Annotated in this window: 15 protein-coding genes; 5 read left to right on the top strand and 10 right to left on the bottom strand. The window is 71.1% G+C overall.

Going from position 1 to position 13,254, the window contains the following annotated elements; all coding sequences use genetic code 11:
- Positions 1-9: 9 nt before the first annotated feature.
- The gene (locus AB0O28_RS23860; protein ID WP_363643621.1) at positions 10-876 is read right to left on the bottom strand and encodes a glycerophosphodiester phosphodiesterase family protein; all 867 of its coding nucleotides are present in this window, start codon (positions 874-876) and stop codon (positions 10-12) included.
- 134 nt (positions 877-1,010) lie between these two features.
- Complete coding sequence (locus AB0O28_RS23855) at positions 1,011-1,811, bottom strand: class I SAM-dependent methyltransferase (protein ID WP_363643619.1); 801 nt, start codon at positions 1,809-1,811, stop codon at positions 1,011-1,013.
- 76 nt (positions 1,812-1,887) lie between these two features.
- Between AB0O28_RS23855 and AB0O28_RS23850 the strand changes: the two genes are divergently transcribed.
- Positions 1,888-2,502, top strand: coding sequence for a TetR/AcrR family transcriptional regulator (locus tag AB0O28_RS23850; protein ID WP_363643617.1), 615 nt, complete (start codon positions 1,888-1,890; stop codon positions 2,500-2,502).
- Between the two features lie 158 nt (positions 2,503-2,660).
- On the opposite strand, the gene AB0O28_RS23845 is transcribed toward AB0O28_RS23850, so the two are convergent.
- The 6 genes from AB0O28_RS23845 to AB0O28_RS23820 all read right to left on the bottom strand — a co-directional run bounded on the left by AB0O28_RS23845 (position 2,661) and on the right by AB0O28_RS23820 (position 7,788).
- A complete protein-coding gene (locus tag AB0O28_RS23845; RefSeq protein WP_363643615.1) occupies positions 2,661-3,254 on the bottom strand; it encodes a S26 family signal peptidase in 594 nt (197 codons plus the stop codon).
- Entirely contained in the window at positions 3,251-5,071 is a 1,821-nt protein-coding gene (locus AB0O28_RS23840; protein ID WP_363643613.1) for an ABC transporter ATP-binding protein, read from the bottom strand. The genes AB0O28_RS23845 and AB0O28_RS23840 overlap by 4 nt, the downstream gene beginning before the upstream one ends.
- Before the next feature lie 3 nt (positions 5,072-5,074).
- Positions 5,075-5,638 (bottom strand): hypothetical protein, encoded by a 564-nt coding sequence (locus tag AB0O28_RS23835; RefSeq protein ID WP_363643611.1) that lies wholly within the window; start codon positions 5,636-5,638, stop codon positions 5,075-5,077.
- 46 nt (positions 5,639-5,684) lie between these two features.
- Positions 5,685-6,215 carry a MauE/DoxX family redox-associated membrane protein gene (locus tag AB0O28_RS23830; protein WP_363643609.1) on the bottom strand — a complete coding sequence of 177 codons (531 nt, stop codon included), beginning with the start codon at positions 6,213-6,215 and terminating at the stop codon, positions 5,685-5,687.
- A gap of 587 nt (positions 6,216-6,802) precedes the next feature.
- Complete coding sequence (locus AB0O28_RS23825) at positions 6,803-7,102, bottom strand: hypothetical protein (RefSeq protein ID WP_363470621.1); 300 nt, start codon at positions 7,100-7,102, stop codon at positions 6,803-6,805.
- A gap of 311 nt (positions 7,103-7,413) precedes the next feature.
- The gene (locus AB0O28_RS23820; protein WP_363643607.1) at positions 7,414-7,788 is read right to left on the bottom strand and encodes an HAD-IA family hydrolase; all 375 of its coding nucleotides are present in this window, start codon (positions 7,786-7,788) and stop codon (positions 7,414-7,416) included.
- 6 nt (positions 7,789-7,794) lie between these two features.
- Here AB0O28_RS23820 and AB0O28_RS23815 point away from each other — a divergent pair, with 6 nt between their 5' ends.
- Entirely contained in the window at positions 7,795-9,123 is a 1,329-nt protein-coding gene (locus tag AB0O28_RS23815) for a hypothetical protein (protein WP_363643605.1), read from the top strand.
- Positions 9,124-9,153: 30 nt separating this feature from the next.
- Here the strand turns inward: AB0O28_RS23815 and AB0O28_RS23810 are convergent, their stop codons facing one another.
- Positions 9,154-10,107, bottom strand: a complete 954-nt coding sequence (locus AB0O28_RS23810; RefSeq protein WP_363643603.1) for a Gfo/Idh/MocA family oxidoreductase — start codon at positions 10,105-10,107, stop codon at positions 9,154-9,156.
- A 223-nt stretch (positions 10,108-10,330) separates the two neighbouring features.
- Here AB0O28_RS23810 and AB0O28_RS23805 point away from each other — a divergent pair, with 223 nt between their 5' ends.
- Positions 10,331-10,909, top strand: coding sequence for an Ohr family peroxiredoxin (locus AB0O28_RS23805; protein ID WP_363643601.1), 579 nt, complete (start codon positions 10,331-10,333; stop codon positions 10,907-10,909).
- Between the two features lie 207 nt (positions 10,910-11,116).
- On the opposite strand, the gene AB0O28_RS23800 is transcribed toward AB0O28_RS23805, so the two are convergent.
- Entirely contained in the window at positions 11,117-11,401 is a 285-nt protein-coding gene (locus AB0O28_RS23800) for a hypothetical protein (protein WP_363643599.1), read from the bottom strand.
- A gap of 153 nt (positions 11,402-11,554) precedes the next feature.
- On the opposite strand from AB0O28_RS23800, the gene AB0O28_RS23795 reads away from it, so the two are divergent.
- Positions 11,555-11,962, top strand: coding sequence for a metalloregulator ArsR/SmtB family transcription factor (locus AB0O28_RS23795; RefSeq protein WP_363643597.1), 408 nt, complete (start codon positions 11,555-11,557; stop codon positions 11,960-11,962).
- Positions 11,955-13,145: a cation diffusion facilitator family transporter gene (locus AB0O28_RS23790; RefSeq protein WP_363643595.1), complete on the top strand. Its 1,191-nt coding sequence runs from the start codon at positions 11,955-11,957 to the stop codon at positions 13,143-13,145. Before AB0O28_RS23795 ends, AB0O28_RS23790 begins: the two co-directional genes overlap by 8 nt.
- Positions 13,146-13,254 lie beyond the last annotated feature (109 nt).

The following is a 13,254-nucleotide window of genomic DNA, read 5'->3' as shown; positions in this document are numbered from 1 at the left end:
CGGGGCGGATCACCGCCGAGGGCGCCGGCCTCGCGCCGTGATGTCGCGTACGACGTCCGGTTCGTTGGTGATGACGCCGTCCACGCCCGCGCCGATCAGGCGGCGTACGGCGGCGGGATCGTCCACGGTCCAGGCGAGGACCTTCATCCCCAGCCGGTGGACGCGCCGGACGTACTCCGCCGTGACGTCGGCGTACGGCGGGTTGATCTGGTCGGCGAACCGGGCCAGGCCGGGCAGCTCCGCGACCCGGGGCGTGCCGAGCAGGCCGATCGGCACCCGGGGCATGAGGCTGTGGAAACGGCGCATCGAGTTCCAGTCGAACGACTGGACGACGATTCTGCCGCGCCAGACGGGGTCGCGCCCGATCTCCTCGGCCACCCGGGCCTCGATGCCGGGATAGAGCCGGGGCTCCTTGATCTCCAGCAGCAGGCCGAGCCCGCTGTCGCGCATCGCGCGCAGCGCCTCGCCGAGCGTGGGCACCGCCTCCCCGGCGTACTTCCGGGAGAACCCCGCGTTTCGAGAGAACCAGGAGCCGGCGTCCAGCCTGCGGATCTCGGCCAGCGTCAGGTCGCCGACCCGCCACGGCGCCCGGCCGGGGAGGACCTCCTCCACGTCGGTCGTACGGCCGAGCGTCGTGTCGTGCATCAGGACCAGGTGGTGGTCCCTGGTCTCCTGGACGTCGAGCTCGAACATGTCCGCGCCCCGGTCGCGGGCCAGTTCGAAGGCCGCGACGGTGTTCTCCGGCGCGTACGCGGACGCGCCGCGATGGGCCACGACCAGGGGCGCCGACGCCGCCGTGGCGGGGACGACAGGGGTAAGGGTCGAGGTGAGGGCGATCAGGACGATCGCGGCGATGAGGCCGAGTCGCCGGCGCATGGTTCTCCTCGGAGTCGGGAGCGACTACGAGGAGAACTTGACCACGCACCATTACACGCAGTTGATGTTTCGATGGCGACGCGGTGCCGGCTCGGTGAGCATCGCCCCGCCTCCGGGCGTTCCGCCCGTAACGGTCAGGTTCGCGTCGCGGTCACCGCCACTGTCACGTAGGACACCGTGAAGCCGCCTCCCATCGCGTCGATGGCGGCCCCGACGTCTGCCAGCACCTCCGCGAGCCCGTCCGGGGGAAGACGCGTGAGAACGCCGGACGTGGGCATCTGGTCGAGCCACTCGTCGCGGGTGTAGAACCGCCGCCAGTCGTACCGCCACTCCTCGGGGTCGCCGAACGCGCCCGCGTCCCTGATCCCGTCGGCGGCTTTGTCGAACAGCGGCCGGTAGCCGTCGAGGGCCGACCCCGCGGGCCGGTCCTGCGACGGGAAGCCGGGCATCACCCGCCGGTAGACCGCGGTGTGGGCCTCCGCCATGGCGGGCGGAGGCTCGAACACGTGCCAGAACAGCGCCACCCGGCCGCCGGGGCGCAACACCTCGGCCGCCTTGGCCGCGCCGGCGACCGGATCGACCCAGTGCCAGGCCGTCCCCGCGACGACCGCGTCGAACGTGCGACCGGCGGGGTCCCAGGCCTCGAAAGTCGCCACCTCGACCTCGAGTCCCCGGCGGCGCGCGAAATCGGCCATCCGCCCGTCGGGTTCGACGCCGAGCACCGTGCAGCCCGCCGCCTGGAACTGCCGGGCTGCGATGCCGGTGCCACAGCCGACGTCGAGGACGTCCGGCCCGGGACTGGCGGCGACGATGCGCTCCACCATCGCATCGGGGTAGGCGGGCCGGGTGCGGTCGTAACGCTCGGCGTCCACGCCGAACGACTCCGCCATGCCTCTGGCCTTGTGCGGTTCGTTGTCGGAAGCTTGAGTGGGCATGCGCCCACTATGAGTGGGCAAGTGCCCACTCGTCAAACCGGATAAAGTCGACCACGGACAAGGAGGGGATGGAACGGTGCCGACGGGGGTTGCCCTCCGCGACGCGCGGCAGCAGTTGTTCGAGGCCGCCGAGCGCGTCCTGCTCAGGGACGGGCCGAGCGCGCTGACGAGCCGGGCGGTCACCACCGAGGCGGGCTGCGCCAAGGGCGTGTTGCACCGGCACTTCGCCGACTTCGACGCCTTCCTCGCCGAGCTCGTGCTCGACGGCATCGCCAGGGTCGACGCCCAGGCGGCCGCCCTCCGCCGGTCCGCCGGGACCGGCACCGTCGCCGGCAACCTCACCGGCGTGCTGACGGACCTGTTCGGGTCGGTCGCCGTGGCGGTCGTCGGTCTGATCATCTCCCGGGACGGGCTGCGCGCCCGGCTGCGCGAGGCCAGGCCGGGCCATGGGCTCCCGCTGTTGACCGAGGCGGCGGCCATGCTCGCCGCCTACCTCAGGACGGAGCGCGATCTGGGCCGCATCGCGCCGGACGCCGACGTCGACACGCTCGCTCCCACGCTGCTCGGAGCCTCACACCTGCTGTTCGCCGACCGGGACGGCGGCCCGCCGCAGGCCGACGCCGTCCACAGGATGGTCACCACCGTCATCTCCGGCGTCGTACGGGACACGGACGGCGATCAGCCGCAGTAATCACATGAGCGCCGAAAGCGGGGCGAGTAACGTGATCAGATGAGACGAGGCTGGCGCTCACACCGTCGCCGACGTGACCGAGGCGATCGGCATCCTGCTGTCTGAGGACGGGCGGTAGCGCGGTTGCTCCGCCGCACGTGCAGCCAGGACGCCGCCCGCTACGACCGGATGCGGCTCGGCGGCGGATCGGCGCCCGATCCCCCGGAGAGGGTACGGATCACCTTCCCGACCATGCTGTTCGCCGGAACATAGCCGAAATGGCGGGAGTCCAGGCTTTCATCGGGGTTGTCGCCGAGGAGGACCAGGCACCCCGCCGGGACCAGGGTCTCCCCCGCCCGCCGGGGCACCGAGTCGGGGACCGGATCCCCTGGGACGGCGGCGACCCGCTTGACGACCCGGCTGACGGTGTCCTCGGCGCCCGGGGGCCACGCGGACCGGCCGCCCATGTCGGCCAGGCGGAGCCGCGGTTCGCGGTGCTCCTCCCAGACGGTCTCCCCCGGCTGCCGGGCGATCTTCCCCGATGGGAGCGCCGGTCCGTTGTCCGGGACGACCGCGATGTCGGCCACCACGATGTCCCCCGGGCGCACCCGGTCGCCGGGCACGCGCCGCACCAGCACCTTGTCACCCGGCCGGTAGGTGGGGTGCATGCTGGTGCCCAGGACGTCCGCCGCCAGCAGGCTCCTGCGCGCCCAGACCGTCGCGGCGGCGACGGCCGCGAGCGGCACGAGGACCAGGAGGAGCGGACCGGTCACCGCGAGGCCCGCTCGGGAAGGGCGTCCAGGTAACCCTCGGCCTGCATGGAGAACAGGCCCGCGTAGACGCCGCTCAACGCCATCAGCTCCTCGTGGGTGCCTCGCTCGGCCACGACCCCCTCGTCCAGCACGACCAGCACGTCGGCGTCGCGCACCGTGTTGAGCCGGTGCGAGATGAGCACGTTGGTACGGCCCGTCCGGAACTGCCGCAGCTTGTGGTGGATCTCGTACTCGGCCTCGGCGTCCAGACCGGAGCTGGGCTCGTCCAGGATCATCAGGTCGCGCCCGGACCGCAGGTGCGCGCGGGCCAGCGCCAGGCGTTGCCACTGGCCTCCGGACAGGACCACGCCGGCACCGTCGTCGGCGCCGTTGACATCGTCCCCCTGGAAGAACAGCCGGGACAGCAGGGTGTCGTAGGAGCGGGGCAGCCGCTCGACGAACGTGTGCGCCCCGGCCCGCTCGGCGGCGGCGGCGATGCGGTCGCGGTCGGTCGCGTACGCCAGGTCGCCCAGGCCGATGTTCTCCGCGGCGGTCAGGTCGTACTCCATGTAGTCCTGGAAGACCGCGCCGATGCGGGCACGCAGCTCGGCGGGATCGAGGTCGCGCAGGTCCACGCCGTTCCACAGTACGGCGCCGCGCTCGGGATCGTACATCCGGCACAGCAGCTTGATCAGAGTGCTCTTGCCGGCGCCGTTGCGGCCGATCAGCCCCACGGTCCGTCCGTTCGGGATGGTGAGGTTCAGGCCGCGCAGCACCCAGGGGTGATCGGGGGAGTAGCGGAACCACACGTCCTTGAAGACGATGCCGTGCTCCAGAGGAGTGATGGCCGTGGGCGGGGAGGCGACGGGCAGGTCGGGCCCGGCGGCGACGACCTGGAGGTAGTGGTCGAACAGGATCAACTGCTGGTGGAAACCGGCGATGGTGTGCACCAGCGACGTGGCCGCGCTCTGCACGCCGCCGACCGAGGCCACCAGTAAAGAGATGTCACCGATGCTGATGTCGCCGCCGGCTGCGGCCAGCACCGACCAGAACAGCGTCCCGCTCGCCACCGCGGTGCCGAGCAGGCCGATCAGCGCCTGGGCGCTGATCTGGCGCAGGTCCATCCGCCGGTTCTCGACGTTGGACCTGCGCCGCTGGGTCGTCATGCGCTCGCGCAGGTAGGCGCCGATGCCGAACAACCGGATCTCCTTGGCGGCCTGGGTGCTGGTGAGCAGGTCGCGGAAGAACATCTCCCGGCGTTCGATCGGGCTCAACCGCCACGACAGGTTCGCCCGGCTGCGGGCCAGCCACAACTCGGTGGCCAGCACCGGAACGGCCGAGGCCAGGATCACCACCGGCATCCAGGGGGAGATGACCAGCAGCGAGCCGAGGAAACCCAGGCCGGTGACGACGGAACTGACCGTCGACAGGATGGCCGAGACCAGTACGCCGGGGGTGGTGCCGCCGTGCTGCATGGCCATCTGGATCCGGTTGAGGAAGACCGGGTCCTCGAACCTGGCCATCCCCACGAACCGCTCGGTCGCCGTGAACAGGCGTTCCTGGGCCAGGAGTCCGACGCGGCGTTCGGTCTCGCGGGAGGCGTACTGGGTGAGATTCGGGATCAGACCGGTCACCAGGCCGGCGGCGGCGAGTCCGGCGGCTTTGCCGAGCACCGCGCCGGGCCCGGCTCCGGCGATGATGTCGTCCAGCACCAGTTTGGTCAGCCACGCCGTCACCACCGGCATCGGCGCGGTCAGCAGGGTGAGCGCGACGAACACCATGGTGAACCACGGGCTGGCGCGCCAGGTCAGCCGCAGCGCTTCAACGATCCCACGCATCGATCAGACCTTTTCCAGGGCGATCGCCACGTCCTGGATCAGCGTGCCCGAGGCGCGCACCACACCGCCGGGCTCGATGATCCCCAGCGCCGGGTACGCCTTGGCCCCCAGCGAGGTGCAGAGCGGACCGCCGTAGGTGTCCTCCACCACCACGGTGGCGACCGGCTTCAGCCGCTCGGCCTTCTCCTCGGTGCCTTGGGCGCCGATCACCAGGGCCAGGACCCGCTCCCGCCCTCCCGGGAAGGCCGCGGCGAACTGGAGGAACTCGGGGAACCGCTCCTCACACGCGGAGCAGCCGATCGAGAACGCCCCCACCAGCGTGGAGGTCGCGTCGAAGAACGTCTCATCGACCGGCACGCCGTCAACAGTCGTGGTGCTGAACGCGCTCGTCCGCTCCCCCGCCACCCGCATCACCGGCGGGAAGTGATTTCCCGGCATGGACCCGGAGGGGTTCGCCAACAGCTCGTTCTGGGTCCGCAGCCGCCGGGCCATGCCCAGGGTGAGGACGGTGTTAAGGACGCACAGCACGCCGACGACGGCGACGAGCACCGCCACGATGGTCAACACGACAACCCCCTAAGTTCAACGGTCATGTCGCCGCTCTCGGCGACGATCAGGCAAACGGCTGGAACAGTTCGGCGATGTCCTCGGTGAGCAGCACCAGGCCGGCTCCCAGCAGGCCGGCGACCGTCGCCGTGAAGACACCGATCGGCTCCAGGGTCAGCGAGGTGGTGCTGAAGGCGAGTACCGCCCCTGTCGACGAGGCGGCCAGCAGCACGCCGTTTCGGATGAGCTGAGCCGGTCCCACCGGAATGGACGAGGTGCCGAAGCAGTTGCAGGCCACCCGCCGCCGAGAGCGCACCGCCATCGTGATGGCGGCCGTGAACGCGGCCAGCAACGCCATCGCGATCACGAACCCGACGCCGACCGTTGCCGGAACGGCGAGCAGGAGGGCCGCGGTGAGCTCACCGGCGATGACCGCGGGCGGCACGAGTGCCCGCGGGATCAGCGGGACCTTGGGCGTCAGTTCCCCGGCGGCGATGCGGAAGGAGGTGTACGCGCTGCGACTGCGCACCTTGCTCACCGCCGACGCCACGAAGACCGCGCCGATCAGAAGGCGGCAGCAGACCAGGACATACTCCATGAAAACCCCTAATCCCGATAAGGGTGTCGCGACTTTTCCCCGTTCACGGCCCCCTGTTTCCTCCCGCGTGCCCGGGAGCGGTCACACGGCCGATCCGGGCGAGGCGGGCCGGTCGTCCTTCTTTTCCTCGACCCTCCTCAGCAGAGGGGGTCGAACGCTGTGACACGGTCAAGCTAGAGACCTTGCGCATGGAAACGGCATGGCGGGAGACCATGACCGATCGCATAGGGGACAGTCACCCCCTGTGTCCGGCGGCCGGCGCCCGAAACGCCGGGAACCCAGACCCCGCCCCCTGATCACGGAGATCGACGGAATGTGCGGGAAACGAGGAGGGCGCCGTGACTGTTTCAACGGCCACGGCGCCCTCTGCGCGTCGGAAGGCTCCCGAACCCGGTCAGCCCCGGACCGTCAGGTCATCCGGCCGGCTCCGCAACCGATCAGTACGGCGCGCACCCGGAGGCGTCCGGCACGCACCGACCGGACCAGGAGACGGCAGTCCTGCGGCAGCCCCCCTGCGGAACACCCTGTGACCCGGCCCACCCGACGGGAACCGGCCCTCGGGACGGAATCAACCGGGGCGGACCCGATCAGGGGCAGGTGTTGTACGGTCCGGGCACGCACGGGCACGGGTACCAGGGAGTGAAGTCTCCGTACTGGTTGTATCCACCGCAGACCGACGTGCCACACGGCCGGGTCTCCAGCAGGGTCACCGTGCTACCGCACTTCCTGAACTTCTTCATGCTGCTCGACGTGGCGTAGGGGAGGCTGCTGTTGGTGTAGCACGGTTCCACCGTCCAGTACTCGGTGCACGGTGCCGCCCCTGCCTGCGTGGCGGGCACCAGGCGCTCCAGCAGTCGGTCGGCGAGCGACCGGACAGTTCCAATCATCAATTGGCCTTCTCTCTTCCGGCGGCCCCCTCACGGGAGCCGAAATGCTGCGACACGGCCAATTTAGGAATCATGCGCATGGAAACGGCATGGTTGGAGAACATGACCGTCGAGGGTCGATCGATCGCCCACCGTGCCCGAAAATCGAAAGAAAACCCCTACTCGCTCGCCATTCCTGAGTCGGAATTGACCCGAGTGCAGCGGCGCGGGCGGGATGCCCCGATTCCCCGCCGCTCTCCACTCCCGGAGGGCGGCCGGCGTCGCCTGCCACCTCACCCGGTTCGCCCTGACGGATAGGCCCGGCTGACCGGTCAGCCCGGCAGCGGCGCGAGCGCCGCCTCCAGATCCGGAACGCCGGTGAACAGGACGGCCGTCATGCCGAGCGCCCCGGCCGCCTCGACGTTCTCCGCCCGGTCGTCGACGAACAGGCACCGCTCGACCGGGACGCCCGCGCGCTCGACGGTGATCTGCCCCAGCAGCGCCGGCCGGTCGACCTCGGGCGCGAAGAGGACCTTCATGGTGGCGCCCTCGGCCAGGCCCACGGTCCGTTCCAGCTCGGTCAGTTCCGTCTGGTCGAAGAAGCGGATGACGCCGTCGAAGTCGCACAGCACCGCGTCGTACGGCCGGGGGATCGTCACCGCCCATGCATACCACGGGTGGCCGCTCTCCCGAATGGTTGGCATCATCGGCGGATGACGGTCAGACGGCTGCCTCTCGTCGTCCTGCGCACAGTCCTGCGCACGGTTGCGCGCACGGTCCTGGGCGTGGTGCTGTGCGGGGTCCTGTGCGCGGCGCTGTCGGCCTGCGGCCACGTCCTCGCCGGAGCGGGGAGCGAGGGCGAGGACATGCTGGGCGCGGCGGACCTGTACGGCGCGCGGCCGTCCGAGGTGTCCGGCGCGCATCCGCCGCTCGCGCCCGCGCCGTGCGCCGCCGAACCGTTCCGCAGCGACACCGCCCGCCTGGACACGCGGGCGATCACGGCGAGCGTGTCTCCCGGGGGTGGCGACCGCCGCTTCCAGGTTTACGAGTACGTGGCCGGCTACCGCCCCGGCGGCGCGCAGGCGTACCTCGACGAGCTGGGCGAGCGGCTCGGACGCTGCCGGGACGAGACGGATCACTACTCGCTCGTCGCCAGGGACGTCGGCGTGCCCGGGACGATGCTGATCCAGCACGACTACCGGGAGGACGGCGCCGAGAAGACGGGCGTCTACCTCGTCGGCAGGGCCGGCGACCGCCTCGTGTCGGTCCTGGAGAGCACGGCCGGGGACGCCACTCTCGTGAACGAGTTCGGCGTCCGGGCGCTGCGCCGGGCGGGCGCGACGGGAGAGGCCACGCCCTCGGCCGTGACACACGAGGACACCTCCCGGTGGGTCACCTATGCCGTGTCCGCGGTCACGGAGGTCCGCATCTCCCCCGACGGCAGGGTCCTGACGCTCGACGCCCGGGTGCCCGACGGTCCCGACGGCTGCCTGCGCGGGCCGACCGGCAGGCTCGACGGCTTCGAGCCGAAGCTGGTCCGCGTCGACATCCGCTTCGAGTCCCGGCTCCTCATGGCCGGGAACGGCTGCCCCGGCGAGCGTACGGTGCCGGTGGAGGTGCGGCTGCCGAAGCCGCTCGGCAAGCGCGACGTGGTCGTCAACCTCGACCAGCTCTACACCCCGGACCGGCCGGGCCTGCTGCGCCGCTGCGGCGAACTCGGCTGTCACCCGGCGCCGACCGGCTGCACCCCCGACTCCTATTACCAGGCCGCCAGGGACGCGGACGCACCGCAGCACAGCTATCACCAGGAGCGGGGATGCGACGGGAAGTGGCTCGTCATGGACATCTCGGTCAACAGCGGACCGGTCTGTGAGAGGCCGGGTGAGTGCGCGGGCGCGTCCCGGGCGACCCGGTTCTTCTACCGCGCGACGCCCTCCGGCTGGCGGGTGATGATGACCACGACCAAGCCCGGCTGCGACGACGTGCTCGCCGCGGAGCCGCGCTTCCCGCGCGAGCTCTGCGCGACGCTCACCGCGCCCTGACCGGGCCGCCCCGGCCGCCGGGAGACGGCGTCAGCGCAGCATGTCGAGGGCACGAGCCGTGCCGAGGGAGTCGTCGGCCGCCGTGTGCCGGGGCTCGGCCTCTCCGCGCAGCACCTCGTGGATGTGCCGGATGCCCCAGGAGAACGCCGTCCCCTCGCCCGGCTCGTGCCGGGCGACCAGGCGTCCCTCACGCCACACTTCGAGCACGTCCTGCGCCTTCGGGTGGAACGGGTTGGTCAGCCGGATCTCCCCGCCGGTGCCGACCAGGCGGGTGTACGTCGTGAACGGCAGGTCGAAGCTGCAGCTCAGCAGCAGGCGGCCGGTGGCGAACTCCAGAACCCCGGCGGTCTCGATGTCCACCCCCGCCTCGCCCTTGACCGCGACGGCGTGACCGGCGACGGCGTCGCCGCCGAACAGCAGATGCGAGAGCCGTACGGGGTAGCAGCCCACGTCGTAGAGCGCGCCGCCGCCGAGGGCCGCGTCGAGCCGGATGTTCTCGGCGCCCTGCAGCTGGAAGTGGAAGGACGACCAGATCTCCCGCAGTTCACCGATGGCGCCCTCCGCCAGCAGGCCGCGCAGCCGCGCCGTCTGCGGGTGGAACGGGAAGACGAACGCCTCCCAGAGCGGCCGGGCCGACCGGCCCGCCACCTCGACGACGTTCTCGGCCTCCGCGGCGGTGAGGCACAGCGGCTTCTCGCACAGGACCGCCTTGCCCGCCTCCAGGGCGGCGATCGTCCACTGCGCGTGCAGGGCGTTCGGCAGCGGAACGTAGACCGCGTCGATCGACGGGTCCTCGATGACGGCCTCGTAGCCGCACACGGCCCCGGCGACGCCGTTCCGCTCGGCGAACGCCTCGGCACGGGACAGGTCGCGGCCCGCCACCACGACGGCGGCGCCCCCGCCGGCCTCGCGCAACGCGGGCAGGAACGAGCGGGCGGCGATGCCCGCCGTGCCGAGGATCCCCCACCGGACAGCCCCACTCATAGCGATCTCCTACTCCTGCGCCGCCATTGCCGACATTTCACCACTCGATGGGAAATATCTGCCGGGACCGTAGCACAGCGAGGCTGAGTGAACTTTTGCCACCAGAGTCCGGTATTGAGCAGCTTGTGGGGGTACGTGACCGCCGATCCCGACCGGACGCGATGCGAGCGGACGAGGGAGGCGCGTCGGCGTCTCCGAGGCGGGAGTCTCCTCGGAGGTTCTGATGAGCGAGGAAATACGGCGTTTCACCCATCTGCCAAGCGACCGGGCCCCCGGGCCCGACTATTCGGGGCCCGGCGTCGAAGCGGAGCTCACCGGGCAGATGCCCGAGGGCCGCCCCGAGGAGGGGGCCGGACGGCCTGAACGGCATGACCGGCGCGGTGGTGGCGGCTCCTACGACGATCTCTACACGGCCCGGGCCTCGTCCGCCCTCGGCAAGGTGGCGTCGGACGACGGCATGCTCGACGTCCGTATCAAAGCGCCGGGGGAACTCGGCGGCCCCGGCGGGGCCACCAACCCCGAACAACTGCTGGCGGCGGCGTACGCCTCCTGTTTCCACAACTCGCTCACGCTGGTCGCCGGCCGGCAGGGCGTGCGGACCGCCGACGCGACCGTGGACACGGCCGTCACGCTGCGCAAGCGCGGCACCGCCGACGACTACACGATCACCACGGACCTGACCGTACGTCTGCCGGGGGTCGAGCCGGAGGCGGCCCGCAGGCTGGTGGAGCAGGCCCACGGGGAGTGCCCCTATTCGCGGGCCTTCATGCAGGGCGCCGAGGTGCACGTCCACCTCGTGTGACCGGCGCCCGGCATCGGCTTGCCGAACCACCCCCGCGATTCGGCGATTCCGCGTGATTCAAACGGCGGGACACCGGTGAACAGGCACGCGTGCGACGTGAAAGACGGCGGGAACCACGACACGGCCGGGGGAATCGCGCGGCGCGTCATTCAAGTCGTGGACTTCATCCGCTTTCCGGCGCGACCGGCCGCGGCGTTGGCGACATGCTCAACGGTTCTCCCCGCGAAGCCGCCGGCGTCGCCGCGTCAGCGCCCACCCCAGCAGAGCGGCCGAGACGATGCCGGGCCCGAGATGCACCATAAGCACCCCGCCGAGACTGGGACCACCCCAATCGTTTCGGTACGTCGCCGGATCGGACATGTCGATAACGAACGGCTCTACGACGGCGCGGGCGATCAGGTAAACACCGAGAATGACACCGATGGCCGCAGGAATTCTCCACACTCTTTCATCGTACTCAAATGATCGACCGGCGGGCGGCACCGGAATCATTAATGACCGCACCTGACGGATTATCAAACCCTGGGGCACAAAAGGGACGTAGCGGGCGACTGGTGATCGGGGGCGCACGCCCGCGCCGGTCGCGGGTCGCCCCCCTGGCGGTTCTCCGTTGACACCGACGACCGGTGACTTACACTCTCACACGTGAACGATCGTTCAAACGTTGTGGATCTCGTGACGGCCGACTCCTGCGCGCTGCCCGTGGTGGACGCGAGCCGGGTGGAGACCGTCAGGAGGGCCATGCCGGCCCCGGAGACGGTCGAGGACCTGGCGCAGATCTTCGGGCTCCTGGCCGATCCCGGGCGGCTGCGGTTGATCGCGGCGCTGCTGGAGGGCGGCGAGATGTGCGTGTGCGATCTCGCGGCGGCGACCGGCCACAGCATGTCCGCCGCGTCCCACGCTCTGCGCCTGCTGCGCGTCCACAACGTGGTGAAGGTGCGACGGGCGGGAAGGATGGCCTATTACCGCCTCGCGGACTCACACGTGCGGCTGCTGTTCGACCTGGCGATCACGCACATCGGGCATGAGGATAAGGACCGGGACAATGGGTGAGACCGGCAAGGGGCGCGGACACCGCACCGGGACGGGTCACGGCCGTGAGCACGAACACGGGCGCGCGCATGGGCACGGGCACGGGCACGCGGTCAGCGCCGAGGCCGACCGGCGTCTGCTGACCGGCGCGCTGGCGCTCATCCTCGGCTTCATGGCGGTCGAGGTCGTCATCGGTGTCATCGCGCACTCCCTGGCCCTGGTCTCCGACGCCGGGCACATGCTCACCGACGCCATCGCCATCGCCTTCGCGATCATCGCGATGCGGATCGCCGCCCGCCCGCCGCAGGGCGGCTTCACCTACGGCCTCAAGCGCGCCGAGATCATCAGTGCCCAGATCAACGGCATCACGCTGCTGCTGCTCAGCGTCTACTTCGTCTACGAGGGCGTACGCCGCCTGATCGAGCCCCCCGAGGTCGAAGGCGCGTACGTCGTCGGCACCGGCATCGCGGGCATCGCGGTGAACCTGGCCGCGACCTGGCTGCTGAGCAGGGCCAACCGCGCCAGTCTCAACGTCGAGGGCGCCTTCCAGCACATCCTCAACGACCTGTTCGCCTTCATCGCCACCACCGCCGCCGGCGCGGTGATCTGGCTGACCGGCTGGGGCCGGGCCGACGCCCTGGCCGCGCTGGTCGTGGCCGCCCTGATGCTCAAGGCCGGTTGGGAGCTGGTGCGCGAATCCGGCCGCGTCTTCATGGAAGCCGCCCCCGCCGGGATGAACCCCGCCGAGATCGGCCGCAAGGCCGCCGCCCTGGAACACGTGGTGGAGGTGCACGACCTGCACATCTGGGAGGTCACCAGCGGCTACCCCGCCATGTCCGCGCACATCCTGGTCGCCCCCGGCGCGGACTGCCACGCCGTACGGCAGGCGGCGCAGCGGATGGTCCACGACGAGTACGGCATCGATCACACCACGCTGCAGGTCGACCACGCCCCACCGGAGCTTCTCGCGATAGGGGAACCGGCGGCCGAGACGGCCGAGCCGCACTGCGCCACAACGGCGGCCGAGCCGCACTGTGCCGACGCGGCGCCCGAGCCGCACTGTGCCGACGCGCACGGCCCCACGCACACCAACGGGCGGCGGCCCGCGGAGAGCACGGCCGAGGAACGACGGGTGGCCGGTTGCCCCGGCCGGCGCCGCATCAGGTTTCCCAGCCCCCGGCGCCTCTCCGACCGCCGCTCCTGACGCCTGCCGCTCCCGACCCCCGCCGCTCCCGACCCCCGCCGTTCATGGCCGCTCGTCCTCGGCGCCGGCCTGCCCGTGCCCTCCGTTTGCCGTACGACCTCACGGGTAT

Source organism: Microbispora sp. NPDC088329 (assembly GCF_040685655.1).
GTDB lineage: Bacteria > Actinomycetota > Actinomycetes > Streptosporangiales > Streptosporangiaceae > Microbispora.
This window is presented reverse-complemented; position numbering and strand designations above follow the sequence as displayed.

Bases quoted from the DNA above. Each gene is read 5' to 3' on its own strand.
- AB0O28_RS23860 (WP_363643621.1), bottom strand. From the start codon at position 876: ATGCGCCGGCGACTCGGCCTCATCGCCGCGATCGTCCTGATCGCCCTC.
- AB0O28_RS23855 (WP_363643619.1), bottom strand. From the start codon at position 1,811: ATGCCCACTCAAGCTTCCGACAACGAACCGCACAAGGCCAGAGGCATG.
- AB0O28_RS23840 (WP_363643613.1), bottom strand. From the start codon at position 5,071: ATGCGTGGGATCGTTGAAGCGCTGCGGCTGACCTGGCGCGCCAGCCCG.
- AB0O28_RS23830 (WP_363643609.1), bottom strand. From the start codon at position 6,215: ATGGAGTATGTCCTGGTCTGCTGCCGCCTTCTGATCGGCGCGGTCTTC.
- AB0O28_RS23825 (WP_363470621.1), bottom strand. From the start codon at position 7,102: ATGATTGGAACTGTCCGGTCGCTCGCCGACCGACTGCTGGAGCGCCTG.
- AB0O28_RS23820 (WP_363643607.1), bottom strand. From the start codon at position 7,788: ATGATGCCAACCATTCGGGAGAGCGGCCACCCGTGGTATGCATGGGCG.
- AB0O28_RS23815 (WP_363643605.1), top strand. From the start codon at position 7,795: ATGACGGTCAGACGGCTGCCTCTCGTCGTCCTGCGCACAGTCCTGCGC.
- AB0O28_RS23810 (WP_363643603.1), bottom strand. From the start codon at position 10,107: ATGAGTGGGGCTGTCCGGTGGGGGATCCTCGGCACGGCGGGCATCGCC.
- AB0O28_RS23805 (WP_363643601.1), top strand. From the start codon at position 10,331: ATGAGCGAGGAAATACGGCGTTTCACCCATCTGCCAAGCGACCGGGCC.
- AB0O28_RS23800 (WP_363643599.1), bottom strand. From the start codon at position 11,401: ATGATTCCGGTGCCGCCCGCCGGTCGATCATTTGAGTACGATGAAAGA.
- AB0O28_RS23790 (WP_363643595.1), top strand. From the start codon at position 11,955: ATGGGTGAGACCGGCAAGGGGCGCGGACACCGCACCGGGACGGGTCAC.